General features: G+C 43.4%; 21 protein-coding genes. 11 read left to right on the forward strand and 10 right to left on the reverse strand.

Annotated elements, in window-relative coordinates; translation table 11 throughout:
- Positions 1-23: 23 nt before the first annotated feature.
- Positions 24-944, reverse strand: a complete 921-nt coding sequence (locus B9T34_RS07425) for a DUF808 domain-containing protein (protein WP_086212530.1) — start codon at positions 942-944, stop codon at positions 24-26.
- A 190-nt stretch (positions 945-1,134) separates the two neighbouring features.
- On the opposite strand from B9T34_RS07425, the gene trpS reads away from it, so the two are divergent.
- A complete protein-coding gene (gene trpS, locus B9T34_RS07430) occupies positions 1,135-2,148 on the forward strand; it encodes a tryptophan--tRNA ligase (protein ID WP_086212531.1) in 1,014 nt (337 codons plus the stop codon).
- 385 nt (positions 2,149-2,533) lie between these two features.
- Here the strand turns inward: trpS and B9T34_RS07435 are convergent, their stop codons facing one another.
- Both B9T34_RS07435 and lysS read right to left on the reverse strand, forming a co-directional pair.
- Complete coding sequence (locus B9T34_RS07435) at positions 2,534-4,006, reverse strand: capsule assembly Wzi family protein (RefSeq protein WP_416202706.1); 1,473 nt, start codon at positions 4,004-4,006, stop codon at positions 2,534-2,536.
- 240 nt (positions 4,007-4,246) lie between these two features.
- On the reverse strand, positions 4,247-5,776 hold the full coding sequence (gene lysS / locus B9T34_RS07440; protein WP_086212533.1) for a lysine--tRNA ligase: 1,530 nt from the start codon (positions 5,774-5,776) through the stop codon (positions 4,247-4,249).
- 447 nt (positions 5,777-6,223) lie between these two features.
- Here lysS and B9T34_RS07450 point away from each other — a divergent pair, with 447 nt between their 5' ends.
- Positions 6,224-6,730 carry a YqiA/YcfP family alpha/beta fold hydrolase gene (locus B9T34_RS07450; protein WP_086212535.1) on the forward strand — a complete coding sequence of 169 codons (507 nt, stop codon included), beginning with the start codon at positions 6,224-6,226 and terminating at the stop codon, positions 6,728-6,730.
- A 43-nt stretch (positions 6,731-6,773) separates the two neighbouring features.
- Here B9T34_RS07450 and B9T34_RS07455 read toward each other — a convergent pair whose 3' ends face one another.
- Positions 6,774-7,316, reverse strand: a complete 543-nt coding sequence (locus B9T34_RS07455; RefSeq protein ID WP_086212536.1) for an adenine phosphoribosyltransferase — start codon at positions 7,314-7,316, stop codon at positions 6,774-6,776.
- A gap of 492 nt (positions 7,317-7,808) precedes the next feature.
- Between B9T34_RS07455 and rubA the strand changes: the two genes are divergently transcribed.
- The 5 genes from rubA (at position 7,809) to B9T34_RS07480 (ending at position 12,497) form a co-directional block, all read left to right on the forward strand.
- Positions 7,809-7,973, forward strand: a complete 165-nt coding sequence (gene rubA, locus B9T34_RS07460; RefSeq protein ID WP_086212537.1) for a rubredoxin RubA — start codon at positions 7,809-7,811, stop codon at positions 7,971-7,973.
- A 79-nt stretch (positions 7,974-8,052) separates the two neighbouring features.
- Positions 8,053-9,231, forward strand: coding sequence for an NAD(P)/FAD-dependent oxidoreductase (locus B9T34_RS07465; protein ID WP_086212538.1), 1,179 nt, complete (start codon positions 8,053-8,055; stop codon positions 9,229-9,231).
- 56 nt (positions 9,232-9,287) lie between these two features.
- Complete coding sequence (gene estB, locus B9T34_RS07470) at positions 9,288-10,226, forward strand: esterase EstB (RefSeq protein WP_086212539.1); 939 nt, start codon at positions 9,288-9,290, stop codon at positions 10,224-10,226.
- Between the two features lie 13 nt (positions 10,227-10,239).
- The gene (gene oxyR, locus B9T34_RS07475; protein WP_086212540.1) at positions 10,240-11,145 is read left to right on the forward strand and encodes a LysR family transcriptional regulator OxyR; all 906 of its coding nucleotides are present in this window, start codon (positions 10,240-10,242) and stop codon (positions 11,143-11,145) included.
- 707 nt (positions 11,146-11,852) lie between these two features.
- Positions 11,853-12,497: a response regulator transcription factor gene (locus B9T34_RS07480; RefSeq protein WP_086212541.1), complete on the forward strand. Its 645-nt coding sequence runs from the start codon at positions 11,853-11,855 to the stop codon at positions 12,495-12,497.
- A gap of 32 nt (positions 12,498-12,529) precedes the next feature.
- Here the strand turns inward: B9T34_RS07480 and ppk1 are convergent, their stop codons facing one another.
- Together ppk1 and mtgA are read right to left on the reverse strand one after the other, a co-directional pair.
- Positions 12,530-14,611 (reverse strand): polyphosphate kinase 1, encoded by a 2,082-nt coding sequence (gene ppk1, locus B9T34_RS07485; RefSeq protein WP_086212542.1) that lies wholly within the window; start codon positions 14,609-14,611, stop codon positions 12,530-12,532.
- 147 nt (positions 14,612-14,758) lie between these two features.
- The gene (mtgA, locus tag B9T34_RS07490; protein WP_086212543.1) at positions 14,759-15,433 is read right to left on the reverse strand and encodes a monofunctional biosynthetic peptidoglycan transglycosylase; all 675 of its coding nucleotides are present in this window, start codon (positions 15,431-15,433) and stop codon (positions 14,759-14,761) included.
- 77 nt (positions 15,434-15,510) lie between these two features.
- Between mtgA and B9T34_RS07495 the strand changes: the two genes are divergently transcribed.
- Positions 15,511-16,326: a rhomboid family intramembrane serine protease gene (locus tag B9T34_RS07495; protein ID WP_086212544.1), complete on the forward strand. Its 816-nt coding sequence runs from the start codon at positions 15,511-15,513 to the stop codon at positions 16,324-16,326.
- A gap of 68 nt (positions 16,327-16,394) precedes the next feature.
- Here the strand turns inward: B9T34_RS07495 and B9T34_RS07500 are convergent, their stop codons facing one another.
- Together B9T34_RS07500 and B9T34_RS07505 are read right to left on the reverse strand one after the other, a co-directional pair.
- Positions 16,395-18,896, reverse strand: a complete 2,502-nt coding sequence (locus tag B9T34_RS07500) for an ABC transporter permease (protein WP_086212545.1) — start codon at positions 18,894-18,896, stop codon at positions 16,395-16,397.
- Between the two features lies 1 nt (position 18,897).
- Positions 18,898-19,623: an ABC transporter ATP-binding protein gene (locus B9T34_RS07505; protein ID WP_086212546.1), complete on the reverse strand. Its 726-nt coding sequence runs from the start codon at positions 19,621-19,623 to the stop codon at positions 18,898-18,900.
- 32 nt (positions 19,624-19,655) lie between these two features.
- On the opposite strand from B9T34_RS07505, the gene B9T34_RS07510 reads away from it, so the two are divergent.
- The gene (locus B9T34_RS07510; protein WP_086212547.1) at positions 19,656-20,297 is read left to right on the forward strand and encodes an arylesterase; all 642 of its coding nucleotides are present in this window, start codon (positions 19,656-19,658) and stop codon (positions 20,295-20,297) included.
- Positions 20,298-20,335: 38 nt separating this feature from the next.
- On the opposite strand, the gene B9T34_RS07515 is transcribed toward B9T34_RS07510, so the two are convergent.
- Together B9T34_RS07515 and B9T34_RS07520 are read right to left on the reverse strand one after the other, a co-directional pair.
- Complete coding sequence (locus B9T34_RS07515) at positions 20,336-21,856, reverse strand: amidase family protein (protein WP_213034157.1); 1,521 nt, start codon at positions 21,854-21,856, stop codon at positions 20,336-20,338.
- Positions 21,857-22,060: 204 nt separating this feature from the next.
- Entirely contained in the window at positions 22,061-22,675 is a 615-nt protein-coding gene (locus B9T34_RS07520; RefSeq protein WP_086212548.1) for a carbonic anhydrase, read from the reverse strand.
- A 414-nt stretch (positions 22,676-23,089) separates the two neighbouring features.
- Here B9T34_RS07520 and B9T34_RS07525 point away from each other — a divergent pair, with 414 nt between their 5' ends.
- Positions 23,090-24,121 carry an alpha/beta fold hydrolase gene (locus tag B9T34_RS07525; RefSeq protein WP_086212549.1) on the forward strand — a complete coding sequence of 344 codons (1,032 nt, stop codon included), beginning with the start codon at positions 23,090-23,092 and terminating at the stop codon, positions 24,119-24,121.
- Between the two features lie 40 nt (positions 24,122-24,161).
- Positions 24,162-25,169, forward strand: a complete 1,008-nt coding sequence (locus B9T34_RS07530) for a hypothetical protein (RefSeq protein WP_086212550.1) — start codon at positions 24,162-24,164, stop codon at positions 25,167-25,169.
- Positions 25,170-25,174 lie beyond the last annotated feature (5 nt).

The raw sequence follows: 25,174 nt of genomic DNA on the forward strand, positions 1-25,174 counted from the left end.
TTTGGGCTTCAATCGCTATCTGGCTATTTCGTTGAAGCACGCATTTTATTGATCACGCTCATCACTAAAAACACAGCTAAGCCCGCTGCAAATCCAATCACCAAATTCAGCATGGTTGGCGCGACGGCACCAAAAATATTGCCAAATGCTGGAATATCATGCACATAGCCCACCGTATCATTGGAAAAATGATGCAGCCAAGGCACAGCGTGGCTGATAATTCCGCCGCCCACTAAAAACATGGCAATTGTGCCTACAATCGTTAATGTTTTCATTAAGATCGGCGCGAAAGCCAGCAAGCCTCTGCCTATGCTTTGCTTCAGGCTGGTAGCCTGCTCAGTTAGATATAAACCAATATCATCAATTTTGACAATCAGCGCGACAAATCCATAAACACCAACCGTCATCAGGATTGCAATCAGGCTTAATACGCTCACTTTAGTCATAAAACTGGCAGCAGCAACCGTGCCTAATGAAATCACCACAATTTCTGCAGACAAAATAAAGTCTGTACGGATCGCGCCTTTGATTTTATCTTTTTCAAATGCCGCCAGATCAATTTCTGTTTTTTCCAATTCTATTTGTGCCGCTTCTGCAGTCTTGGCTTTTTTGTGATGCAGGCTGTGCAGCACTTTTTCCACACCTTCATAGCAGAGAAATAAACCGCCTATCATCAGCAATGGATTGATTGCCCAAGGCGCAATAACACTGATCAGCAGCGCCAAAGGCACCAAAATCAGCTTATTGATAAATGAACCTTTAGCCACCCCCCACACCACCGGCAATTCACGTTCTGAACGTACACCGCTGACCTGCTGCGCATTTAAAGCTAAATCATCCCCTAATACACCCGCAGTTTTCTTTGCGGCCATTTTGCTCATAACAGCCACATCATCAAGCACCGTGGCAATATCATCTAAAAGTAATAACAGGCTGCTGGCCATTCTTATTGTTCCTCGTCATTTTTCTGCAATTTTAAAGTGTTTTGCATTTTTATATTGTATTTACTTCATTAAATCATGGATATTTTTCGTCTGAGTTTTAATGTGGCTGACATATTGAAAAATTATGCCGTACAATGTCGCCATTGTTTGAAAATGTACTGCAGCGCTGGCTGCTATTATGGAATAAATAATGAGCAATCTCGATAATCGTCCAGTGATTTTGACTGGCGACCGTCCAACTGGACAACTTCACCTTGGTCACTTTGTCGGTTCTTTACGTTCTCGCGTAGGTTTACAGGATTCTCACCATCAGCATATCTTGCTCGCTGATGCGCAGGCGCTGACAGATAATGCAGATAATTTTGAAAAAGTCCGCCGCAATATTCTTGAAGTGGCAACGGACTATCTAGCAGTTGGCATTGATCCAACAAAAACAACAATTTGCGTTCAATCTTGCTTGCCAGCTCTTAATGAGATGACCATGCTGTATTTGAACTTCGTGACTGTATCTCGTCTAGAACGCAACCCAACCATTAAATCTGAAATTCAGATGCGCGGTTTTGAACGGGATATTCCAGCGGGCTTCTTATGCTATCCAGTTGCGCAAGCCGCAGACATCACTGCATTCAAAGCATCTGTCGTACCAGTCGGCGAAGATCAGATTCCAATGATTGAGCAGACCAATGAAATTGTGCGCCGCCTAAACCGCCAAATTGGCCGCGATGTATTGCCTGAATGTAAAGCGCTGCTTTCAAATGTCGGCCGTTTGCCGGGCTTTGACGGCAAAGCAAAAATGTCTAAGTCACTGGGCAATACCATTGTGCTGGATGCTTCTGATAAAGACATCAAAAAAGCCGTCAACTCGATGTACACAGACCCCAACCATTTGCGCATTGAAGATCCAGGCCAAGTCGAAGGCAATGTGGTCTTTACTTATCTTGATGCGTTTGATCCTGATAAAGAAGCTGTTGCAGAATTGAAAGAACACTACCGCCGCGGCGGCCTCGGTGACGGCACAGTGAAAAAGCGCCTCGAAGGTGTGTTAAAAGAGCTGATTTTACCAATCCGCGAACGCCGCATGGAATTAGCCAAAGATCCTGATTACATCATGGACATCCTAAAAACTGGCACAGACAAATGCCGTGATATTACCCAGCAAACATTGGATGAAATTAAATCAGGCTTAGGCATGTTCCATTTCTAATTTGATTTACGTTCACATTCCATTAAAAAGCCTTTCTACATGAAAGGCTTTTTTTTGTATTTCAATTCATTGTGAAGGAAATATGGAGAACCTCATCACACAAACATCCATCTGTTAACGTTAGTTAACATCCAGTAACCTGAATACCGATGAAATCACTCTACTTTCTTTCTACACTTGTCTCATGTTTTAGGGAAACCTGAAGTCATACATTTCTCCTTTACCGAAGCTGTGAAAACAGATTCGTTGTAATACGCAATGACAACCCCAATCGTTGCGTATTTTTTTTGCTTAAAATTCAGCATGAACTGAAACATTTTTAATTCAATGCATATTTTAAAATAAAAAAATCCCAGCGGACTGGGATTTTCAAAAGCTCAAAATCTTAAAAACTGAATAACCGTTTATCCAATGGCAACTCTATGCCAATCGATGCACCTGCATCATTCCCTTGCTGATCAGAATCACTTACCCAGCCATTCAGCTTCAAAGGCAAGTCAGGACGCAAATAGTGAGTCCAAGTCAGGTCCAAAGCTTTAATTTCATCCGCCGCTGGGAATGCTGCATTAATTGCGCGCACATTAGGACGATTTTCAGCTTCTGATAACTTGGCAAACAGTACGCGGCCGTTAATACGGTTCATTGGACTAATACGAATATTGCCGCCCACCGAAACCATCTGACCGTCACCGCCCATAGCATGGCCTAATGGATAGCCATGCTGATAATAGCCATCTGTGTAAATATGGTGGTTATAGGAAATGCCGCGTGATTCGCCATTGGTACGGGTGTCCGCCCATTCAGCATACAGCTGGTAAGGCATTTCATTCAATGCAGAAGAATAGTCAGCGCCCGCTAGGTACATTTTTTTGGCTGGCAATCCGCCCGCCTCATCTTCACCCACATATTGACCATACAGGCTGACAGGCACTTGCAGCAAGGGCTGTAAATTTAAACGGCCATCAAAACCAGCAATTTGGTTTGATGCATTCTTCTCGCCGCGGCAGCCCTGCTCATTACATTCGTTATCTTTGCCGATAAATGCATTCCAATAAGCTTTAGCGCTGCCTGGCTGCCCTTCACCATCGATTTGGAATGTGCGCGACAGACCCAATTCTAAATAAGGCAAAGGCTGAGCAGTTAAACGCAAACCTAATAAATTCGCATCCGGCACAGCTTTGTAATCATCTAAACGGCCAGCAAATGCTTGATATTGCCAAGGCCCAATCCAAGACAGCCATTTGCTTTCAAATGCGCTTTGGTCTGCACGCTGCAGGGTAAAGCCATAGACAGGACGGCTAGCATCGCCTCGGAGTAAACTGCCGTCATGCCCAGGCCCCCAATAGCTTGGGATTTGACCTGCAATCAGCCATTGATTCCACAATTTCCCCGCTAAATATGAGCCTTCTAAATTTACATCCTGATCGTTATCAATTTGCGGATCTTTTTCAGCATTGGCACGTAATTTAACATCCCAGTTTTCACCGCCAGCATTAAACTCTAGAGAGCCTTGATACTGAGCTTTTTGGTGATCACCAAAATTTTGCGGAATATTCTTTTGATCTGATTCAGCAAAAAGCTCAGCTTTAAATTTTGCCTGATCTGCATTGAGTTTATTTTGAACTGCCTGCATGACTTTTTGCTGCGCTGGCGTAGAAGCTTGCGCATGAGATAAAGCGCGCTGAATTTCATCACCGCTCATTGGCCATGTAGAGGTGCTAATTTGAATCACGCCTTGCTGATTCAGCCAATTTAAATCTGAACGTAAAGCTTCATCATTTAATACAATACCTTGCGCCCAAACAGTCTGAATGGATACGGCTAGAGCCAACGCTGATAAAATTGTTCTCTTCATGATTAAAATTGAATCTATATTATTAGCTACAATTCTGAACTATTTTCATGATTTTTAACGCAAAGATTACGCTTAAAACCCCCAATTTAAACAAAACTAAAACAAAAATGTAATAAATAAATAACAAATATTATTTAATTTATTTAGTTATTTTTTAATGAATAATTCACACCAAATACTGATATCACCATTATTCAGATATAAAAAAACCCGCTCTAGGCGGGTTCTTTACATGTTCACAGCTTATGCATTTTTATGACGCATATGCGGGAACAAAATCACATCACGGATACTTGGCGCGTTCACAAACAGCATCACCAAACGGTCAATACCAATACCCTCACCCGCTGTAGGCGGCAAACCGTATTCTAACGCTTCTACGAAGTCAGCATCATAATGCATCGCTTCATCATCACCGGCATCTTTTTCAGCAACTTGCGCTTGGAAACGTTCTGCTTGATCGATCGGGTCATTTAATTCTGAGAAGCCATTTGCCAGCTCACGACCGCCAATGAAGAATTCAAAACGGTCAGTAATATGCGGGTTGTCATCATTACGTCGCGCCAATGGAGAAGTTTCCGCTGGATATTCTGTAATAAAAGTCGGTTGACGCAGCTGCGTTTCAACAGTTTCTTCAAATACGATTGTTTGCAGTTTACCTAAACCAAAGCCCGGTTTAACTTGCTCTTTCAGTTCTTCACGAATGAATGACGCAAGGAATTCACGGTCAGATACATTTTCTGGCGTGAATGACGGGTTATGTTCAAGAATTGCATGAAACATTGAGATTTTTTTGTATGGGCCTTTGAAGCTGTAAACTTCTTCACCATAAGGCACATCAGTTGAACCTAAAATGTCTGTCGCCAATTTTTCCAGCATGCTTTCAGTCAAAGCCATAAGGTCTTTGTAGTCTGCATAGGCTTGGTAGAATTCAATCATAGTGAATTCTGGGTTATGGCGCGTTGATACACCTTCGTTACGGAAGTTGCGGTTAATTTCGAACACACGTTCAAAACCGCCGACAACTAAACGCTTCAAATAAAGCTCAGGCGCAATACGCAAGAACAAAGGCATATCCAATGCATTGTGATGTGTTTCAAATGGACGCGCAGATGCGCCGCCTGGAATCACATGCATCATTGGTGTTTCAACTTCCATGAAACGTTCATTGCTTAAATAGCTGCGAATGCCAGACACCACTTTTGCACGAATTTCAAAAGTTTTACGTGTTTCTTCATTCACAATTAAGTCTAAATAACGCTTACGGTATTTAACTTCTGTATCAGTTAAACCATGGAATTTATCTGGAAGTGGACGAAGCGATTTAGTCAGCAATTCAAAATGTTCGATGTGAACATACAAGTCGCCTTTACCTGAACGGCCGATATAGCCGCCAACAGCAATAATATCGCCTAGGTCTAAGCCTTTAATGCTTTCCAGAACTTCTGGCGCCAACTCTTTACGCGCTACATAAAGCTGGATACGGCCAGTCATATCTTGGATTACAATAAATGAACCGCGGTTCAGCATGACACGGCCAGCAATTTTTACATAGACTTTTTCGCCCGCTTCAATTTCTTCTTTTGATTTTTCACCGAATTGATCCTGCAAATCTTGCGCATAGTGTTCACGTTTAAATGTGTTTGGCCAAGGGCTTACACCTGCAGATTTTGCTTGATCCTGAATTTGCTTTAACTTGGCATGACGCTGTGCAATTAAATCGTTTTCGGAAATGTGCTGTTCAGAAGTCGATTGAGCGTTATTTTGCGTCATCTCTGCCTCGAATAAATTAAATAAAAAATGGAAGTCGCATAGCATAGCAGAAATACATGAAAATTCGTAGGCAATCTGAGAATTTCAATCAAGTATCCGCAATTTATAAGCCTGTACTTCAAACACTAAAACTTGCAGCAGACTCTTTCTTCAAGACCTTAAAAGCATGAACAGCAAACCTGCAGGCCATACCGGCATAGATAAATTGCTGAAATACTATCCAATCAATGCATACATTCATTTCAACGATGATTTTTTTACCTTATATATTCAGCTACTTAGTCAAGAAAACTCATCTTCTGCATGGTGCTTAACTAGGCAGATTAGACCAAAAGCTAAATTATTTATTTTGTTCAACACACTACAATGAAGACATAAAATTTGTTGAAAAATATTTTATTTTCAACCTTGTGTTATTCATAGATAAATTCAGTGTGAACAAAAACAATGAGTGCATGTTTATCAAAAATACTGTTTCTGCATGGTTTAGATTCATCACGTGAATCGACCAAATTTCATGCGATTGATGCCAAACAAAAATTTTGCATCAACGTGGATTACCGCAACCTGAACTTTCAGACCGTTGCTGACTTCTATCATGAAATTATTGAGAAAATTAAGCCTGAAATTATTGTGGGCCACAGCTTAGGCGGTTATTGGGCACTTAAAATGTCTGCAGCCCACCAAATTCCCTGTGTCATCGCCAATCCAAGTCTGTCGCCAAATTTCAGAGAAGACTATCCTGCCATCAGCGATGCCGATTTAGACCATGATATCCCGCAATTTGCTTATTTAGAATTGGGCGATGAAATGCTGGATATGCATTTTGTGCAGGAACAGCTGGAAGACTACATGCAAATACAGGCCATTGACGGCGGCCACCACCGTTTAGAAAATCCTGAAAATATCAACGCGCTGATTCAGCAGATTGAACACGCCTTTTTAAGCAAATAAAAAAGCCCGCATACGGCAGGGCTTTCATCAATCGTTGCTCAATTTAAGCAGCATTTGATTCAGGTTTAGATTTATCATCCAACACAGACCAAATTGGCATGCCTAAATCTTTGTGCAAATCTGGCAAGTCTAAGAAAATGCTTGCGCCCAGCACTTGATGGTTACATTTATCTACCAGCTGTTTCACAGCGCGAAGTGTACCGCCTGTCGCCAAGACATCATCCACAATAATGACTTTTTGCGCTTTAATTTCTGCAGACATTTCTAAACGGTCCAAGCCATATTCCAAGCTGTAGCCAACACCCACCACTGGAGGCGGCAATTTTCCTGCCTTACGTACAAGAATCAGGCCTTTGCCCGTACGCTGCGCCAGCAAGCTTGCCAAGACAAAACCGCGCGCTTCAACAGCAACAAAGCTTTCAACTTCTGCAAGCTGTTCTGCAGGAATGCTTTCAATCAGAGCATCTGTCAACGGCCCAATGTTATTCATAAATAACGGCGTAAGGTCAAAGAAGCAAATACCAGGTTTTGGGAAATCTTGGACAGTACGAATGTGCGACCACAATACAGTAGACAAATTGCTCATAGGAGAAATATAAAATAAGAAAGGAATAAGTGAATTTTAACGCTAAATTTGCACAATGAACAGCCAAATTCAAATCATCAGCTGAGTTATGATCTATAAACTATTGATTTTATTATTATCATTTTATAAATAAATAACAAGTATAGAAACGCCTGATCATAATTTATCAAACAACTGTTAAAAAATCAGCGCGACTTTAGTCTAGAATCCGCTTTGCCTGCAGTCTTTAGGCGCAACCCATTCAGACTTGATGGATCTGCAACAAATTGTCAAACAATAAATCAGAAAAAACCGTGTTTCATGATATTTTTTGTCCTTGCTAGACATTCTTGTTTTTATTTCTCAGATTAAACTCTCTATTCACTTTACTTTCTGCTCAGAACTGCGTAAAAATTTACGCAAGAGTTTGCTGTTAAAGTCATATTATTAGAGTCTTGCAGTACTGTATTGTTTTTACTGGTCCCCTTTTTCGATCAGTTTATGGAGAATTAAATGAAAAAGTATCAATGCATCGTTTGTGGATGGATTTATGACGAAGCAGAAGGCTGGCCGCAAGACGGTATTGTGGCAGGCACCAAATGGGAAGATATTCCAGAAGACTGGACTTGCCCAGATTGCGGCGTATCAAAAATTGATTTTGAAATGGTTGAAATTTAATTCTTCGCATAAGAAGACCATCTATGCCATGGTCTTTTTTTACGTCTTTAAAAATAGCGAAATGGGCTTGGAGTAGAACATGCACCCGATTGTCATCATTGGTTCAGGTATGGCGGGCTATGCCGCTGCGCGTGAATTCCGCAAAGTCAATGCAGAACATGAACTCATCATGATTTGCGCAGATGATGCAGCGAATTATGCAAAGCCGACCCTGTCAAATGCCTATACGGGAAAAAAAGCGCCTGAACAGATCGCGCTGGGCGATGCAGAAAAAATGGCTGCGCAGCTGAACATGCAGATCTTAAACCATACTTGGGTCAAATCCATTGATGCTTCTGCACATGAACTGCAGCTGAAAAATGTGGACGGCCAACAATCGGTTCAAGCCTATTCAAAACTGGTATTGGCGGTAGGCGCAAATCCAATTCGTTTAGCCATTGCTGGCGATGGCAGTGATGACATTCATGTTGTAAACAGCCTGAATGACTACAAAGCTTTCCGTGCTCAAATTGACCAATGCAATGAAAAGCGCGTGGTGATTTTAGGTGCAGGTCTGATTGGCTGTGAATTTGCCAATGACTTACAGAATACCGGTCATAGCGTAACCGTCATTGACCTTGCTCCGCTGCCGCTCGGCCGATTACTGCCTGCACATGTTGCAGAAGCCTTCAAAAGCAATTTGGAAGAAACCGGCATTCATTTTGTTCTGGGTACAACAGTCGAAAAAGTGACTAAAGATTCTGATGGCTATACAGTCACTCTAGCAAATGGTCAAAGCTTCAAGGCCGATATCGTTTTATCTGCCATCGGCTTGCAGCCAAATATTGCTTTAGCTAAAGAAGCGGATATTCACACCAGCCGCGGCGTAATCACCAATGCAGGGTTAGAAACCAATCAGCCAGATATTTATGCTATGGGCGACTGCGCCGAAGTTAACGGCACACTGTTGCCTTATGTCATGCCAATCATGCAGCAAGCGCGCGCTTTGGCCAAAACACTGAATGGCGAACATACTTCTGTGCATTACCCTGCCATGCCTGTAGCCGTGAAAACACCAGCTGCGCCATTGACTGTATTGCCTGCACCTTTAGATACAGATGTAACATGGGAAACCGAAGAAACGGATGACGGCATGCTGGCAAAAGCAACAGACAGCGACGGTACTTTACGTGGTTTTGTACTGCTCGGCGCATCTGCTGGCAAGCAGCGTTTAGCATTAACAAAGCTGGTTCCAGACTTGATTCCTGCTGCACTTTAAGCGTTTAATATAAGGACGTTTTTCAATAAAACGTCCTTATTATGGGGAGAATAAGAATGAATAGCGCATTACAATTTAACAATTCTCCATATACAGCCTTTATGCACGAAACCAAAGTCGATTTAGGCAATGGCATTGAGCTGCATGTAGAAGCTGGGGGCAACCCAGAACATCCGCCGATTATGCTGGTGATGGGCTTAGGCGCTCAGATGCTGTATTGGCCAGACTTTTTTTGCAAATCCCTTATTGACCAAGGCTATCGTGTCATCCGTTTTGATAACCGCGACATTGGCTTATCTTCCAAAGTCAGAAATCAAGGTCCCCGCCTGAACACTTTAAAATTGATGAGCCGCTTTGCTTTAGGCTTAGAAAATCAGGGCGCACCGTATAATCTGCATGATATGGCTGACGATGTCGCTTTGCTGATTGACCGTATGGGCTTGGAAAATGTCAATATTATCGGCGCTTCCATGGGAGGCATGATCGCTCAGATCCTTTCTGCAAAATATCCAGATAAAATCAATAAGCTGGGGTTGATGTTTACCAGCAATAATCAGCCCTTTTTACCGCCGCCTTTTCCTAAGCAATTATTCAGCTTAATCGGCAGGCCTGAATCTCATGATGAAGAAGGCATCGTCAACCATAGCCTGAAAGTTTTCAACATTATTGGTTCGCCTGGCTATATCAACCAAATGGAAGCAATTCAGACCGCTCGCAAGCTTTATAAAAGAAGTTATTATCCAGCGGGTGTACTTCAACAGTTTTTAGCAATATTATGTACAGGTTCACTTTTAAAATTGGACAAACAAATACAGAAGAAAACCTTGGTTGTACACGGGTCGCGTGATCGACTGCTCCCGCCAAGCCATGGAAAAGCTGTAGCAAAGGCAATTACAGGCGCTAAATTTGAATTAATTGATGGAATGGGGCATGATATCCCTCCGCATTTTATTCCATATATTAGCGGTTTATTTGCCGATCACTTTAATTCATAAACATTAGGACACTATGGCTGCATTACCATCTTTAAGACAGCTGTCATATCTAGTAACGCTGTCGGAAACGCTGCATTTTACTGAAGCTGCGCGCCGTTCATTTGTCACCCAGTCTACTTTGTCGGGCGGCATCATGGAGCTTGAGCGTTTGTTAGGTGGCGTTCTTGTTGAACGCGACCGCCAAAATGTCCGTTTAACGCCGCTTGGCGAACAAGTTGTTGCCCGAGCACGTGTTCTCTTGGCTGATGCTCAGGACTTAATGCGCCTGAGCCGTGAAATGAGTGAACCGCTGACGGGTGATCTTCACCTCGGCATTATTCCAACAATCGCGCCCTTTATTCTTTCTCAACTGTTAGATGAAGTGCATAAACAGCTGCCTAAGATTCAGCTGCACCTGCACGAAGCGCAAAGTGAAAAAATTGTAGAAAAACTGGAACACGGCAATTTAGACATGGTGGTATTGGCTTTGCCATTTGATACTCGCAGTTTAAAAGTTGCAGAAATTTCGAAAGAGAATCTATTTTTGGTCTACAACCGTGTAGATCAAAACGCCGCCAATGCATCATCTTTAGATGATTTGGACTTATCCCGCTTAATGCTGCTTGAAGAAGGCCACTGCCTGCGTGATCATGCATTGAGCGCTTGTCCAATTGGCGAACGTAAAAATGATCACCGCTTGAAGGCCAGCTCATTGCCGACTTTGGTTGAAATGGTTTCTGCAAACTTGGGCTTTACCTTGCTTCCTGAAATTTCAGTGCATACCAATATGATTAAAGCAGATGCTCATTTGGCTGTAAAACCTGTGACTGCAGGTCCAAGCCGCACATTAGCCTTAATCACACGCAAGAGCACTCCGCTGCAAAGTGAATTTGATGTTTTGCTGCAAATTTTGCAAAAAATCATGCAGAATTTACATTAATTTTTTACGGCACTATTCTCATAGTGCCGAATATCAAAAGGAGCATTTATTGCTCCTTTTTTTATACCTGACAAAAGAAAAAAAGGGCAAACCCATTGATTTGCCCTTTAAGGAAAAATACAGATGATTTCAAACTCGAATATAAAATCATCTATAACCTTTATAAATCTTCTTACTAGCCAGATAAGTCAGAAGATGTCCGTATATTAGTGTTCATCGATTTATTGTCCTATCCCTATTTTTTGGTATTTTTTAATAATTAATCAATTAAAAATATACAAAAAATCATATTAATTAACTATTTAATTTAAATAAGTGATACTTATCACACTAAATCCCATTTTCTGATAATCCAGATCTCTTTATTTTCCATGTTTGTCTAAATTTAAAGCTAAAAATCTCAGATAAAATTTTACACAGGAGCCTTATTTAATTTTTTACTCAAAAATCACTTTTTTTCAGATTAAAAAATTTACATAAAAAAACACACTTTTCACATTATATTACACTGAAGCACTTCGATGTTACGATATATATAAAAAATAACAAATAATAAAATAAATATTATTCAACAAACACTTAATTATACCTCTAATGCTGAATACCTATTTCTAGGGATAGGAATGCTTCTATTTTTAAGGCAAAGTTAATAAAACTAAACCAAAAGTTCTGATCAATTTTTATTTGAAATTAGAGTAGCCATTTGAATGCATAACGAATTAATTCTGCCTGTACCCGTACTGATGATTCATCAAGGCAGAATCACGCCTGCAGAACAGCAACACAATATCGTTCTGCAAATTATTTTAAAAGACTTGGGCTATCCTGAAGAACTGGTCTTGTCTGCACATTCGACTGAACAAGCCCAATCTATAATTTATGAACATCTGCCAAATTTAATTTTTTACTATATACAAGACTCTCGTGATCTTCCCTTTATTCAAAAGATTAAAACACTCTACCCTGCCAGTTATTTGGTTACATTGCATGAAAATGCTGCTAAAACGAATGAAATCATTGAAGCCATACAGTTAGGTGCAGATGCCTATCTGCTGACTGACGCGCCTGCTGAACAGCAATTTCAGCATGTTAAATGTATTTTAAGCGGCGGCGCATTATTGCATCCGCAACTGGCGCAGCATTTGCAGACACAGTTTAAAGATGGAGCTGCAGGTCTGCAGCAGACTATATTCAGTCATTCAGAAGCACAAATTATTCAGCATATCAGCCAGTCTCAGAGCGCTAAAGAAACAGCCGAAGTGATTCAAGTCTCTGAATATCAAGTGTATACCTTGATCAAAAACATTTTCCGCAAACTCACGCGGCTGTATAAGCAAAAAAAAGGAAGCTAAGCTTCCTTTTTTAGGTTTACACCCAATGAATATTATTTGATCAAATCCAGCAGAATACGCTGCGCATTGTGCGGCTCTTGGCCCTCGGCTGACTGCACACGCACCCATGTGCCGTCTGACTGCAGCTGCCAAGCCTGCTGGTTATCTTTTAAGTAATTCACTAAACCTTGCTGATAAATCCGCTTTTTCAATCCAGCATCTTCAATAGGGAAACAGGCTTCCACACGGTTAAACAGATTGCGATCCATCCAGTCTGCACTTGAACAATAAATGCGGGCATCACCATTATTGCTAAAGTAATACACACGGGTATGTTCCAAGAAACGTCCAACAATACAACGCACACGGATATTTTCCGAAAGGCCCGGCAAACCTGGACGCAAGCAGCAAATCGAACGGATAATCAGGTCGATCTGTACCCCTGCCTGTGAAGCCTCATACAGTTTATTGATCAGCTGCACTTCAGTCAGCGCATTTACTTTTACAATAATCTGCGCAGGCTTGCCCGCTTTAGCGTTGGCAATCTCCTCATCAATATAATTCACCAGTTGCGCATGCAAGGTAAACGGCGCGTGAAGCAGTTTTTTCAGCTTCGCCATTTTGCCCATACCCGTCAATTCTTGAAAAATGCGGTGCACATCTTCACACAATTCTTTATCCGTGGTCAGCAAGCCATAATCGGTATAAATGCGTGCATTGCCTGCATGATAGTTGCCTGTGCCCAAATGCACGTAACGCACCAGCTTATTGTTTTCACGGCGCACCACAAGAATCATTTTGGCGTGGGTTTTATAGCCCACTATGCCGTACACAACAACAGCTCCCGCTTCCTGCAGCACATTGGCCACTTCAATATTTGACTCTTCATCAAATCGCGCGCGCAGCTCAATGACCGCAGTGACTTCTTTACCATTACGCGCCGCTTCCGCCAGCACCTGTACAATTTCAGAGTCTGGCCCGCTGCGGTACAGCGTCTGCTTAATGGCTAATACTTGCGGATCGCGCGCAGCTTCACGCAGTAAGTTAATGACTGGCGCAAAAGATTCAAATGGATGATGCAGTAAAATATCCTGCTTCTGCATTGCGCTGAAAATATTCTCAGACTTTTTCAATACTTTGGGAATCACGAGGGTATGTGAGTCATAACGCAAATGCGGGCGTTTAAAGTTAGACAATAAGCGCGCTAAATTTACTGGCCCATCAACCTTATACAGCTGCTCATCTTCCAGATCGAATTCATCCAGCAAATAGTCATAAATCTGTTTCGGGCAATTATGCGTCACTTCCAGACGCACTGCGCGGCCAAATCGGCGTGAATTCAGTTCGCCTTTCAGCGCTTTTGCTAAGTCTTCGACATCTTCATTCAAAGCCAAATCTGCATTACGGGTCACTCGGAATTGATAGCAACCTGTAGCTGTCATGCCTGGGAATAAATCTGATACATGCTCATGAATGATTGCAGACAGCATCACATGATGCTCTTTACCGCCAGTCAGTTCATCCGGCAGGCGCACCACGCGCGGCAATGAACGCGGCGCAGGGACAACAGCCAAATCTATTTGACGGCCAAAGGCATCTTTGCCTTCCAGCGTAATAATAAAGTTCAAGCTTTTATTGACTAAGCGCGGAAATGGATGCGCAGGGTCTAGGCTGATTGGCGTTAAAACTGGCGCAACCTGTTCCTGAAAATATTTTTTGACCCATGCCGACTGTGCAGGCGTCAGCTCACCGCGGCGCAGGAAGCAAATGTCTTCTTCACGCAGCTTCGGTAAAATTTCTTCATTTAAAATACGGTATTGGCGTTCAATCGCCGCATGCGCTGTTTCAGAAATCTGATCCAATACCTGCTTTGGCGTTAAACCGTCTGGCGTATGGCTTTCATTGCCTAAATCCAGCTGTTCCATCATGCCCGCAACACGGATTTCAAAGAACTCATCTAAGTTGCGTGAAAAAATCAGCAGGAAATTCATGCGCTCCAGCAGCGGATGCAATGGATCGACCGCTTGCTCCAAAACGCGCAAGTGGAAATCGAGAATCGAAAGTTCTCGATTAATATATCGATCATTATAAGTATATTCAGCGGGTACTAAAGAAGCGTCAGCTGCCGTATTCATGTCTAACCTATGATTTTTTGAAAGTGCCGTGCATTGTGTTTAGTATGCTTCAAATTTATGACAATTTCATAAAAAAAGCCTAGATTGCTAGGCTTTTTATACAAGGAATTGAATGCGCATTTAAATGGAACGAACTGCAGTCCTGAATCAAGGAATATGGCTATAACGCATATACTTTTGAATCAAGCGTTTACGGTATTTGAGCTTAGAATCATTGCGGTGATCCTGATAATATTTGGGATTAGGCAAAATCGCCGCTAAAAACGCGGCCTGATCACGGCTCAAACTGCGCGAGCTTTTGCCAAAATAGTGCTGTGAAGCAGCCTCTACACCGTAAATATTTTCACCAAATTCAACTGAATTTAAATACACTTCCAAAATGCGCTCTTTTGACCACATGCGCTCCATCATCCATGTGGCAACGGCTTCTTGGCCTTTACGCACAAATGAACGCTTATTGAATAAGAATAAATTTTTAGCCAATTGCTGAGAGATGGTCGATCCGCCCGCAACCACTTTGCCTTTGTCCTTATTGCGTTCCAGCGCAAACTGCATACCCTCCCAATCAAAACCATGATGCTGCAAGAACTTGCCGTCTTCGGCAGCGACGACCGCATGCTTTAAATAGTCACTGATTTGATCATAGTCGCGCCATTGGTGCTTAATTGGCTCAGATGGATCCGACCAATAATCAATCCGCATCATCATGGTGGTGTCAACAGAATGAGTGCGCCACCATGCCAAACTGGCAAAAATCCACAACTGTACGAGAAGCACTAAACTGACAAGAATCATTAAAGTACGAGCGAGAAAGGCTTTCATGTCAAACTGATGTTCCTGATCTTGGCTTTTTTCATGTTAAGCTTGTTATTCATTCAATAATTTTCCAAAAGAATAGCATGTCTGAACTTCATCCACCGCAGATAAACCGTAAACTGGAAATTCAACTTTGGTGGTTCACAGCCTTAATGATTGCTGTGAATGTCGGACTGTTTGCTTGGCAAGTGCTGCATGGCATGGATATCAGCAATCCGAGCACAGCAGATGCTATTCGCTGGGGTGCTGATTATGCACCTTTAAGTTTTTTAGCGGAACCCATCCGTCTATTCACCAGCATGTTTTTTCACTTCGGCATTATTCACCTGATGCTGAATATGTGGGCGCTGTATATATTTGGCAGTGTGGCTGAACAGATGCTGGGCCGTGTGTATTTTATTGGTCTATATTTTTTGACTGGGCTGAGCGGCTCATTGCTCAGCGGCTATATCTCTATTAAGGACAGCTATGAATTGATCCGAATTGGCGAGGCCAATCACAGCTTGCTGCCAAGTGTCGGTGCGGGTGCATCTGGCGCTGTAATGGGCATTGGGGCAGCCCTGACTGTACTTTCACTGTTCCCTGTTTTGCCACAGCAACGCTTCTTGCTGGATAAAAAAACACTGCTCACGGTAATGGGCATTAACTTAGCCATGGGATTTATGATTAGCGGCATCAACAATGCCGCCCATATTGGCGGCATGATCATGGGCGCTTTCTTAGCCGCCACTTGGTATTATGGCGCCAAAATGCAGCGCAGCGCGCTCATCAATCCCATCAGTCTATTGATTGGTGCGGCACTGTGCTGGTTTGCGTATCAATACTGCCTGTCTTTAGTAGTCTACATTCAGCCACTGTGGCAAGAGCTGGTCAATATGATGAATAACTCAATCCGTTAAGCACAATGGATTAAGTTATTTACACACTAGCATCGCACTAAAAGCCACCTCCTTACTGCCAAGATGAATCACTGATTCATCTCACGCAGGCTTTGCAAAGGTGGAATATCACTTAAATAGCTTAGGCGATAACGCCCAATTAGCGCACAAAGCAATGTCATCAGCACAGGTAGAATAAACCATATCTCCCAATGCGGCTGAATCGCCAATTCCATTCTATAACTAGCAATGGCGCTGATGATTTCTGCAAATAAACACGACACCACACCAGCGATGAGTCCCATAAAGCCAATCTCTAAACTCAGCATGCGTTTTAATTTCTGTTTAGAACTGCCAAATGAGCGCAGCAGCGCAACTTCACGTTTGCGCTCATCCATCAGCAGATTCAAGCATGCAATTAGTACCAAAATACCCGACAAAGCTACCAGCACAGCCAAAATGGTAATGATCTGCACCAGCAGACCCACAATGCGTTTGACCTCATCCAAAATTAAAGTCACATCAATAAAAACCGTATTGGAAAACTGCTGAATCAGCTGAATTAATTGCGGTTTTTCTGCAGGCGGCACATAGAAACTGCCCAAATAGCTGCCGGCATTTTCATCCATAGTTTTAGGTGAAAAAATAAAGAAGAAATTTGGGCTAAAACTCTCCCACTCAACACTGCGCAGATTAATCACCTTAGCTTGCAGTAAGCCTTCAGGCAGACTAAAGGTTAGGCGGTCGCCAATTTGAATACCCAATTCCGCCGCAGTTTTAGCTTCAACCGAAACTTCATTGGCATGGCTAAATTTAACTGCCCCGCTGAGAATTTTATTGTCCACAGGAAAAACTGCTGCTTGCGTTAAATTCAACTCACGGCGCAATGAGTTGTTATTCTTGAGCAGCACATTGGAAAATGGCTGATCATTCTTTGCTACTAAGCGCCCGCGGATATTGGGGTATAGCGGCGTGCCCTTCCAGCCATGTATGTTCAGCTGCTGCTGAAAAGCCGGCATATCCATGGGCGGCAAGCCATACACAAACTGATTAGGTGTGCCTGCTGGCAGCTGCTGCTGCCAGCGCTCCAGCAGATCCGTGCGCAATACAGCGAGCACGGTAATTAAACTTAATCCCAAGGCCAGTGCGGTAATTTGAAAGGCGGTTTGATACGGCGTGCGCACATAAGCCGAAATGCCCAGCTTTAAATTACGGATGAATTTCAATAAAGCCCAAATAAACAGATACAGTACGGCGCATAGCACAATAATGGCGCCAATGACCCAAGCCGTCAGCATCAGGTTTTCGGTCAGCACAACGCTAAATAAAACCAAACTGGCTGTACCTGTCAGCAGCATCCACAACATAGACTGTACCGACTTCTCCTGCTGGCGGATGACGCGGATGGGGGCTGTATTCAGCAACTGCCATAAGCTAGGCAGCACAAAACCCAGCAAAACAACAGCGCTGGTGAGCATAGCAATCGGCAGCGGCCCCAGCAGCATATCTAGGGCAGAGAACGTCACATTCAACTGCGGAATCAATTGCAGCATAAGCTGCAGCAATCCATAGCCTAATCCAATGCCTGCAGCGCTGCCCAATACAATCGCAAAGCCAAAAACCACCGCCAGCAATGACAAGTAGGCCCAAAGAATCTGCTGCTTAGATGCCCCCATACAGCGCATTAACGCAATATGGTCCTGATTTTGCTGTACATAGCGCTGGCTGGTTAAGGCAATAGCGATGCCGCACAGCAGTATAGTTAGAATATTCGCCAGCTGCAGGAAAGTATCCAAATTGGCAATCGGTTTCATTAAGCGGGTATTGCCCTCACTGGCATTTCTTAAGCGCAGGCTGCTTTGTGCTTCTGGTGGCTGATTATCTGCATCGGAATCATTATTCTGCATATCCTCTCGGTCTGCCCAAGTTGGATACTGCTGTCTGAACGCTTGCTCAAACTGCTTGCTTTGAGACACAGCGCCAGCCAGCAGCAACCGGTATTCAATCCGGCTGCCTGTTTGCACAGCATTGGTTTTAGCCACGTCTTGACGTGAAATAATGACCGTCGGCGAAAAACCGCTAAAGCCCAATTCCTGATTGGAATCATGCGCAATTTTTGCAGTGACTTTAAAGGAACCGTCAGCGATCTGCACCGTATCGCCAATCTTCAGGCGAAGCAGATCCATGGCCCGCTGGCTCAGCCAAATTTCACCCGATTGAATACTTTTGGCTGTAGGACTGACACGCAGTTCACCGCGAAGCGGGAAATTTGCATCAATGGCTTTCACGTTGACCATCACAAATTGATCTGCAGTGTGCGCCATGGTGCCAAACATAGTCACTTCAGACTGCTGCAAATTCAGTTGCTTCGCTCTGTCTTTCCACGGCTGGGCAATTGGTTCATTGTCAGTCAGCGCCAAATCCCCTGCCAGCATTTCTGCCGCCTGCAGCGTAACCGCCTGCTGCACCTGCTCATTGCTGAACTTTAAGGCGGTGGTAGCGCTGATGGCTAAGGTCAAAGCAATCAGCAGCAGATAAACACCGGTACTTTTAAAACTCTGTGTCAGCAAAGGACGAAATAATGGATTCATTTCATCCTCCGTTTTGATGTTCGATCAGCTGGCCATCCACCAACTCATAATGGCGCTGGCATTGGGCAGCCAGTTTCGGATCATGCGTGACTAAAATCAGTGTCGTGCCCAGCTCACGGTTTAATTGAAATAACAGCTGTACAATTTCTTTGGCGGTCGCGCCATCCAAGTTGCCGGTCGGCTCATCGGCAAAAATAATTTTAGGCTCGCTGATCAGCGCGCGGGCAATGGCCACCCGCTGCTGCTCGCCGCCTGAAAGCACTTTAGGTGTTTGCGCCGCTTGACGTTCCAAACCTACTTTTTCCAGTAAAGTCTGCGCTTTTTGCTCCGCTGCAGCATAGTGAAAATGCGGATGCAGGCGCAGCGGCAGCATGACGTTTTCCAATGCGCTGAGATGCGGCAGCAGCTGAAAAGACTGAAAAACAAAGCCAATATACGCTAAACGCACAGCCGCGCGCTGCTCTTCATTCAATTGATCAATCGATTGGCCGCAGACCTGCAAATGGCCGCTGCTGGCCTGATCCAGTGTCGCCAGAATACCCAGCAATGTTGATTTTCCTGAACCAGAACGCCCAGTAATTGCGACTTGCTCACCCGCAAGAATTTCTAAGTTTAAATTTTCAAAAATGCTGAGTTCTTTAGGCCCCAACTGTATCTTTTGTGTCAACTGCTGTGCAGAAATAATGGCTTGTGGCATGATGGATAAATCAGTCGAAATTTGGCTCATATTTTTCCTATCTACAGGTCTAGCAGATTCTTATGCAAAGTCGTGTACAAAACCGCAATTTAAAAACGGGGCTTCTGGGTTCATTTATAGTGCTGAACTTGGCGCTGCTCCCTATACAGGCCAACGCAAAAACCATTATGGTGGTTGGAGACAGCTTAAGCGCGGGCTATGGCATTCTGCCGCAGCAAGGCTGGGTGCAGTTATTGCAAAAACGCTTAGACCAACAGTATCCGAAAGCGCATAAAGTGGTCAATGCAAGTGTGAGCGGAGAAACCACCAGCGGTGCGCTAGCGCGATTACCGAAACTCTTGCAAACCCATAAACCGCATGTGGTCGTGATTGAGTTGGGCGGCAATGACGGCCTGCGCGGACAGCCACCGCAAATGATGCAAAAAAATTTAGCGCAGCTGATTCAAAAAAGCCAGCAAGCCAAAGCTACCGTCATAGTATTTGGCATGAAAATTCCGCCAAATTATGGCTCAGCTTACACCAAAGCCTTTGAAAACAACTATAGGCTTGTCAGCCAGCAATACAAAGTGAAACTGCTGCCCTTCTTTTTAGAGGGAGTCGCAGGGCATAAAAATCTGATGCAGAATGATCAGATCCATCCTAATGCCAAAGCACAGCCCATCCTGCTCAACAATGCCTATCCCTATATAAAAGGCGCTTTATAAAGCGCCTTTTATTTTTACAGCTGGAAAAGAATCCATCCTCATTTCAATACGGGTTTTTGACGCATTGGATAATGCTGCTCATAACCATAAGCGATTTCAATAAGCTTGCCTTCAGTTAAAGGCAGTCCAAATATTTCAAGCCCCACAGGTACGCCAATCGGCGCCGTTTCAGATTTTGGACTAAAGCCTGCCGGTACAACAATCGATGGGAAGCCAGTGACAGAACCCAGCACACCGTTACGTTCGACCTGTGTTTCACCCACTGGCACCACCAAGCGTTTTTGATGCGGGAATACGACCGCATCCAGCTTTTGCTCTGTCATCAGTTTTTGCACATCTTTTTGCAGCTGCTCACGGCCCTTTAAGCGCCTTTTGTACTCATCTGAATCTTTCGACAAGGTCACTGCAGTTTCAATATTGGATTTGATCCCCGCATCAAATTGCCCTGAAGCAATCAAAGCTTTTAAGTCACCTACAGGTTTTTGCTTAGGATTGACGGCTAAATAGGTATTTAAATCATCCTGCAAATCATATAAATGCACACTGACATTTTTTACCAGCGCATCTGCATCAATCGGTGCATCTAATTCAATGATGGTCGCCCCAGCCTGCTTCATTTGCTCGACTGAATTGCGGATGATGGCATTGGTGGCCTGATGCTGTTCACCTGTGCCAAAGAAACTGTTGAGTACGCCGATACGCTTATTTTTCAAGCCATCCGCTTTCAGCGACTGGGTATAATCAACGTGCATGCTCTTTGCCATAGCCGTAACTTCATCCGCTTTGTCATAGCCGACAATTGCATTTAAAGTTTTGGCTGCATCCTCAACACTGCGGGTAATTGGTCCAGCTGTATCTTGGGTAAAAGAATAAGGAATAATGCCGCCGCGGCTCACAAGGCCAATGGTTGGGCGGATACCCACAAGGCTGTTGGCCGATGCTGGCGAGCGGATCGAGTTAATGGTGTCTGTACCAATGCCAATAATACCAAAATTGGCAGCGACACCCGCCCCTGTACCGCCGCTTGAACCGCCTGGAGTTCGGGTTAAACCATAGGGATTGAGGGTTTGCCCCAGCATAGAGCTTCGTGTTTCGCCCCAAACTGCAAATTCATGCAGATTGGTTTTCGCAATGACAATTGCACCTGCATCTTTAAGCTTTTGCGCAATAAAAGCATCTTGCGTCGGCACATTGTCTTTCAAGCTGATTGAAGCGCCTGTGGTTAACAAGCCAGCAGTATCAACATTATCTTTCAGCAATACAGGCACGCCTTGCAGCGGCTTCAATTTACCGGTCTTTTTAAAGGCTGCATCCGCTGCTTCCGCCTGTGCAATTGCTTGATCATTCAAACTAATCACACTGTTTAATTTAGCGCCTTTTTGATCTGACTGTTCAATCGCATCCAAATAGTTTTGCATGGTTTGCTTAAAGGTCGTTTTGTTTTCTTTGACGGCCTGGTGCAGCTGCGCGATGGTAAGCTCTTCAGTATTTACAGCTGCTGACGCACCAAATGATAGCGCCATCGTCAGCGCTGCCAGCTTAAATTGTGCAAATTTCACTTCAATTATCCCAAGTTCATGAATTGACTCAAGAGAGGGAGCAAATTGCATACCAATATTGTATTTTTCACATTATTTAATGACTATTTGAATTATTGTAAAAAGATCTGCGCATAAAAAAGCCAGCTCAAATAAGCTGGCTTTAAATATCGCTTTTATGCAGTATCCCATCACTTTGAAGTGGAAAACCGCAAATATTCGGGCTTAGAAATCAAAGAAGGTCACTTCGCCAGTTTCCAATGAATACTCAGCACCAACCACCTTTAATTTGCCTTGAGCAATCAGGTTTTCCAATACAGCAGAGCCGTGGCGCAATTGGTTCACGGAAGCGAATACATTGGAACGTATCGCATGTACAGACAATTTATCCAAATCATCTTTCAGCTCAGTTTGCAGCAATATTTCTACCGATGGACGCACGCGGTTCACAATCGACATTAAATTTGCAGACGACGGAGCAGCAGGATTGGTCAGCGCTTCAATGGTTGAATGAATTGCGCCGCAATGCGTGTGGCCCAAAACAATTACGACTGGACAGCCAAAACTGTCTGCTGCAAATTCCACACTGCCTACTTGCGATGGCGCGACAATGTTGCCCGCAACACGAATAACAAATAAATCACCCAGACCTTGGTCAAAGACCATTTCTGCTGGAACGCGCGAATCTGAACAGCCCAATACAATCGCAAAAGGTTCTTGGCTTTCAGCCATCTCTGCACGCTGCTGATGCGTCAAAAGCTTAAGGTGCTGCGTTTGGCCATTTACGAAACGCTCATTCCCTTTTTTTAAACGGTCTAAAGCTTCTTCTGCTGTTAGCATGATCTTCCACCCTGATTTAAAGTTGAAATATTTTAATCCTCATAAAAATGATTGTCACTTGCAAAAACCATTAGGAAACGCTTTTTCTGCTGTGCGCTTTTAAATGCTTAATTTATCTTCAACCAACTTTTCCCATAATTTCTTTATTCATTTAAGAAACACTTTTTGCACAAAAAAGGAAGAAAATGCCAAAGCTAATCTTTTTTTATTAAATATTTTTGCTTATTTTTAAGACACAGTTCACATTTTAAAAACACTCAATTAACTCGGTCAAAAAATCATAGTGTGACATTCTAAATATTTGATCTACAATATTCTTTATAGATATTTCTATTAGACGAATGTGTTAATTCCGATAAATTTTTAATAAATGCAATAACAAATTAAACAGCTTGCTAGGGGTAACACCAGTCAATGAAAGGACGACATTCGACGTTTGGGCGTGCATTTAAAATAGCCAGCCTCTGTGGCCTGATGCTTTGTGCCCAGCCGAGTTTAGCAGCAGGGAATAATACGCCAGATGTACAGCCCTCCATTTTGCAAAATTACTTAATTCAAGAACGTAAAGCGGCTGGACTGAGCTCTAAAACCATTCAAATCGGCACGATCACATGGAGCTACAGCGAAGGCGGCTCACGTGCGAATCCATCCATTCTTTTAATTCATGGCCTTGCAGGCAACCGCGATAATTGGAACCGTGTTGCGCACTATCTAACGCCTTATTATCACGTGATCATTCCAGACTTGCCAAGCAATGGCGACACCAAAGTGCCAGCTAACTTTGATGTCTCTGTACCGAATGTGACCGATCAGCTGCGCCAATTTGCTGAAAAAATTGATATTGAAGATAAATTAAATGTTGCGGGCCATTCACTGGGCGGCTCGATCGCCACCGTGTATGCAGCGCAATATCCCTTTGATACGCAAAGCCTGTTTTTATTAAACAGTGCGGGTATTTATAAGCATGCCGTCACGCCATATACCAAGAATCCATCTTCATTAAAACAGCTGATTGTGTCTAAGCCGGGCGACTTTGACAGCGTGATGCATCAGCTGATGCAAAACCCGCCTGCTGTGCCTTTTAAATTAAAACAGGCGCAAGAACAGCACCTCATTTCACAAGCTGCGCAAACCAGCAAAATGATTGATCAAGTAGTGACGCTTAACCGGATCTATACGCCTGACACTTTTGCCCGCCTGACCAAAACAGTTGAAGCGCCAACATTAATTCTTTGGGGCAAACAGGACAAAATCATTAATGTCGAAGCGGCAAATGAACTGAAAACCTTATTGAAACGCGCTGAAGCTCCTGTCATTCTTAACAATGTCGGTCACGTGCCGATTATGGAAGCTGAGCAGGAAGTTGCAGACCATTACTTGCCTTTCCTTGCAAAAAGCCAAAAGTTTAAGAACCCGCTTGCGGATAAACTTATTCCTTTAAACTAATTGACCTCGTTTGCCCGCAAACAGGCTTTACAAGGACAGCATGCAAAAAAATCTTATGATTGAGCAGCTTATTGAGGCTCATCTTCAGTTTTTAGAGCAGACCTTTGCTCAACCAAATCAAGTTCAATCCGAATTTTTAAGTTTTTATCACTGGTTTACAAAGCAGCCTTTACAGCAGCTGTGGACTTTTGAGCAAATTAATACCCTGATTCAAAAGCAAATTCTGAAAACGCCTGCCAGCAGTTTTCTGATTGAGCAAATTGTTGAGCATATAAAATTTGCGCTGATTCATCCATCGAATGATACCGCGACAATCGCGGACATCATCCCTGTTTTGACCGTGGATAAAATTGCGCAATATGTGGCCAGCAAAAGCGGCCACCGTCAGCGCCTGATTAAGACTGTCGTGAACAGCCCTGCATTTTCAGCGATGATCAGCCAGCTCATCCAGCATTCTATTCAGGATTATTTAGACAATTCTGTGATTGCCAAAACTGTGCCCGGTGTATCGCGCTTTATGAAAATGGGCAAATCGGTATTGGAAAATGTCACAGATACCAATCTAGATAATGCCGTTGGCAAATACCTGCAAAAAAATATTTTAAAGCTCAGTCAAATGAGTGAAACCGTGTTGAATCAGCACTTTGACGATCAGAAGCTGTATCACTTTCAAGCCAATTTATGGCACAAAATTAAAGGCATGCCAGTTTCTGTCCTCAAAAACTATATTGAGGTTCAAGACTTGCCGCAAACGGTGGGTTTAGGTGCAGAAATTTGGGATTTTATCCGTCAAAGTGATTACTTGAAACAGCAAGTGCATGACGCCGTCTATGCGTGGTATATCCGCAATGCAGCACGGCCGTTCGACTTGCTGCTGCGGGATTTAAATATTGATGAGTCGCTGATTACTGCAGAACTGCAAGGCTTGCTCAATCCTGTTATCCAGCAGATGATCGGTTCTGAATATTTGCGTGAACGCGCTCGGCATTATTTAGAGCAATTCTATTACGCGCCTGAAACTTTAAAAATTTTAGCCATCTCTGAATAAATTCT

The sequence above is a fragment of the Acinetobacter sp. ANC 3813 genome (genome assembly GCF_002135435.1).
Lineage (GTDB): Bacteria > Pseudomonadota > Gammaproteobacteria > Pseudomonadales > Moraxellaceae > Acinetobacter.

Coding starts and splice junctions, on each gene's coding strand:
- mtgA (WP_086212543.1), bottom strand. CDS start 15,433: ATGAAAGCCTTTCTCGCTCGTACTTTAATGATTCTTGTCAGTTTAGTG.
- lysS (WP_086212533.1), bottom strand. CDS start 5,776: ATGACGCAAAATAACGCTCAATCGACTTCTGAACAGCACATTTCCGAA.
- B9T34_RS07530 (WP_086212550.1), top strand. CDS start 24,162: ATGCAAAAAAATCTTATGATTGAGCAGCTTATTGAGGCTCATCTTCAG.
- ppk1 (WP_086212542.1), bottom strand. CDS start 14,611: ATGAATACGGCAGCTGACGCTTCTTTAGTACCCGCTGAATATACTTAT.
- B9T34_RS07425 (WP_086212530.1), bottom strand. CDS start 944: ATGGCCAGCAGCCTGTTATTACTTTTAGATGATATTGCCACGGTGCTT.
- B9T34_RS07500 (WP_086212545.1), bottom strand. CDS start 18,896: ATGAATCCATTATTTCGTCCTTTGCTGACACAGAGTTTTAAAAGTACC.
- rubA (WP_086212537.1), top strand. CDS start 7,809: ATGAAAAAGTATCAATGCATCGTTTGTGGATGGATTTATGACGAAGCA.
- B9T34_RS07505 (WP_086212546.1), bottom strand. CDS start 19,623: ATGAGCCAAATTTCGACTGATTTATCCATCATGCCACAAGCCATTATT.
- trpS (WP_086212531.1), top strand. CDS start 1,135: ATGAGCAATCTCGATAATCGTCCAGTGATTTTGACTGGCGACCGTCCA.
- oxyR (WP_086212540.1), top strand. CDS start 10,240: ATGGCTGCATTACCATCTTTAAGACAGCTGTCATATCTAGTAACGCTG.
- B9T34_RS07480 (WP_086212541.1), top strand. CDS start 11,853: ATGCATAACGAATTAATTCTGCCTGTACCCGTACTGATGATTCATCAA.
- estB (WP_086212539.1), top strand. CDS start 9,288: ATGAATAGCGCATTACAATTTAACAATTCTCCATATACAGCCTTTATG.
- B9T34_RS07450 (WP_086212535.1), top strand. CDS start 6,224: ATGAGTGCATGTTTATCAAAAATACTGTTTCTGCATGGTTTAGATTCA.
- B9T34_RS07455 (WP_086212536.1), bottom strand. CDS start 7,316: ATGAGCAATTTGTCTACTGTATTGTGGTCGCACATTCGTACTGTCCAA.
- B9T34_RS07510 (WP_086212547.1), top strand. CDS start 19,656: ATGCAAAGTCGTGTACAAAACCGCAATTTAAAAACGGGGCTTCTGGGT.
- B9T34_RS07465 (WP_086212538.1), top strand. CDS start 8,053: ATGCACCCGATTGTCATCATTGGTTCAGGTATGGCGGGCTATGCCGCT.
- B9T34_RS07495 (WP_086212544.1), top strand. CDS start 15,511: ATGTCTGAACTTCATCCACCGCAGATAAACCGTAAACTGGAAATTCAA.
- B9T34_RS07525 (WP_086212549.1), top strand. CDS start 23,090: ATGAAAGGACGACATTCGACGTTTGGGCGTGCATTTAAAATAGCCAGC.
- B9T34_RS07520 (WP_086212548.1), bottom strand. CDS start 22,675: ATGCTAACAGCAGAAGAAGCTTTAGACCGTTTAAAAAAAGGGAATGAG.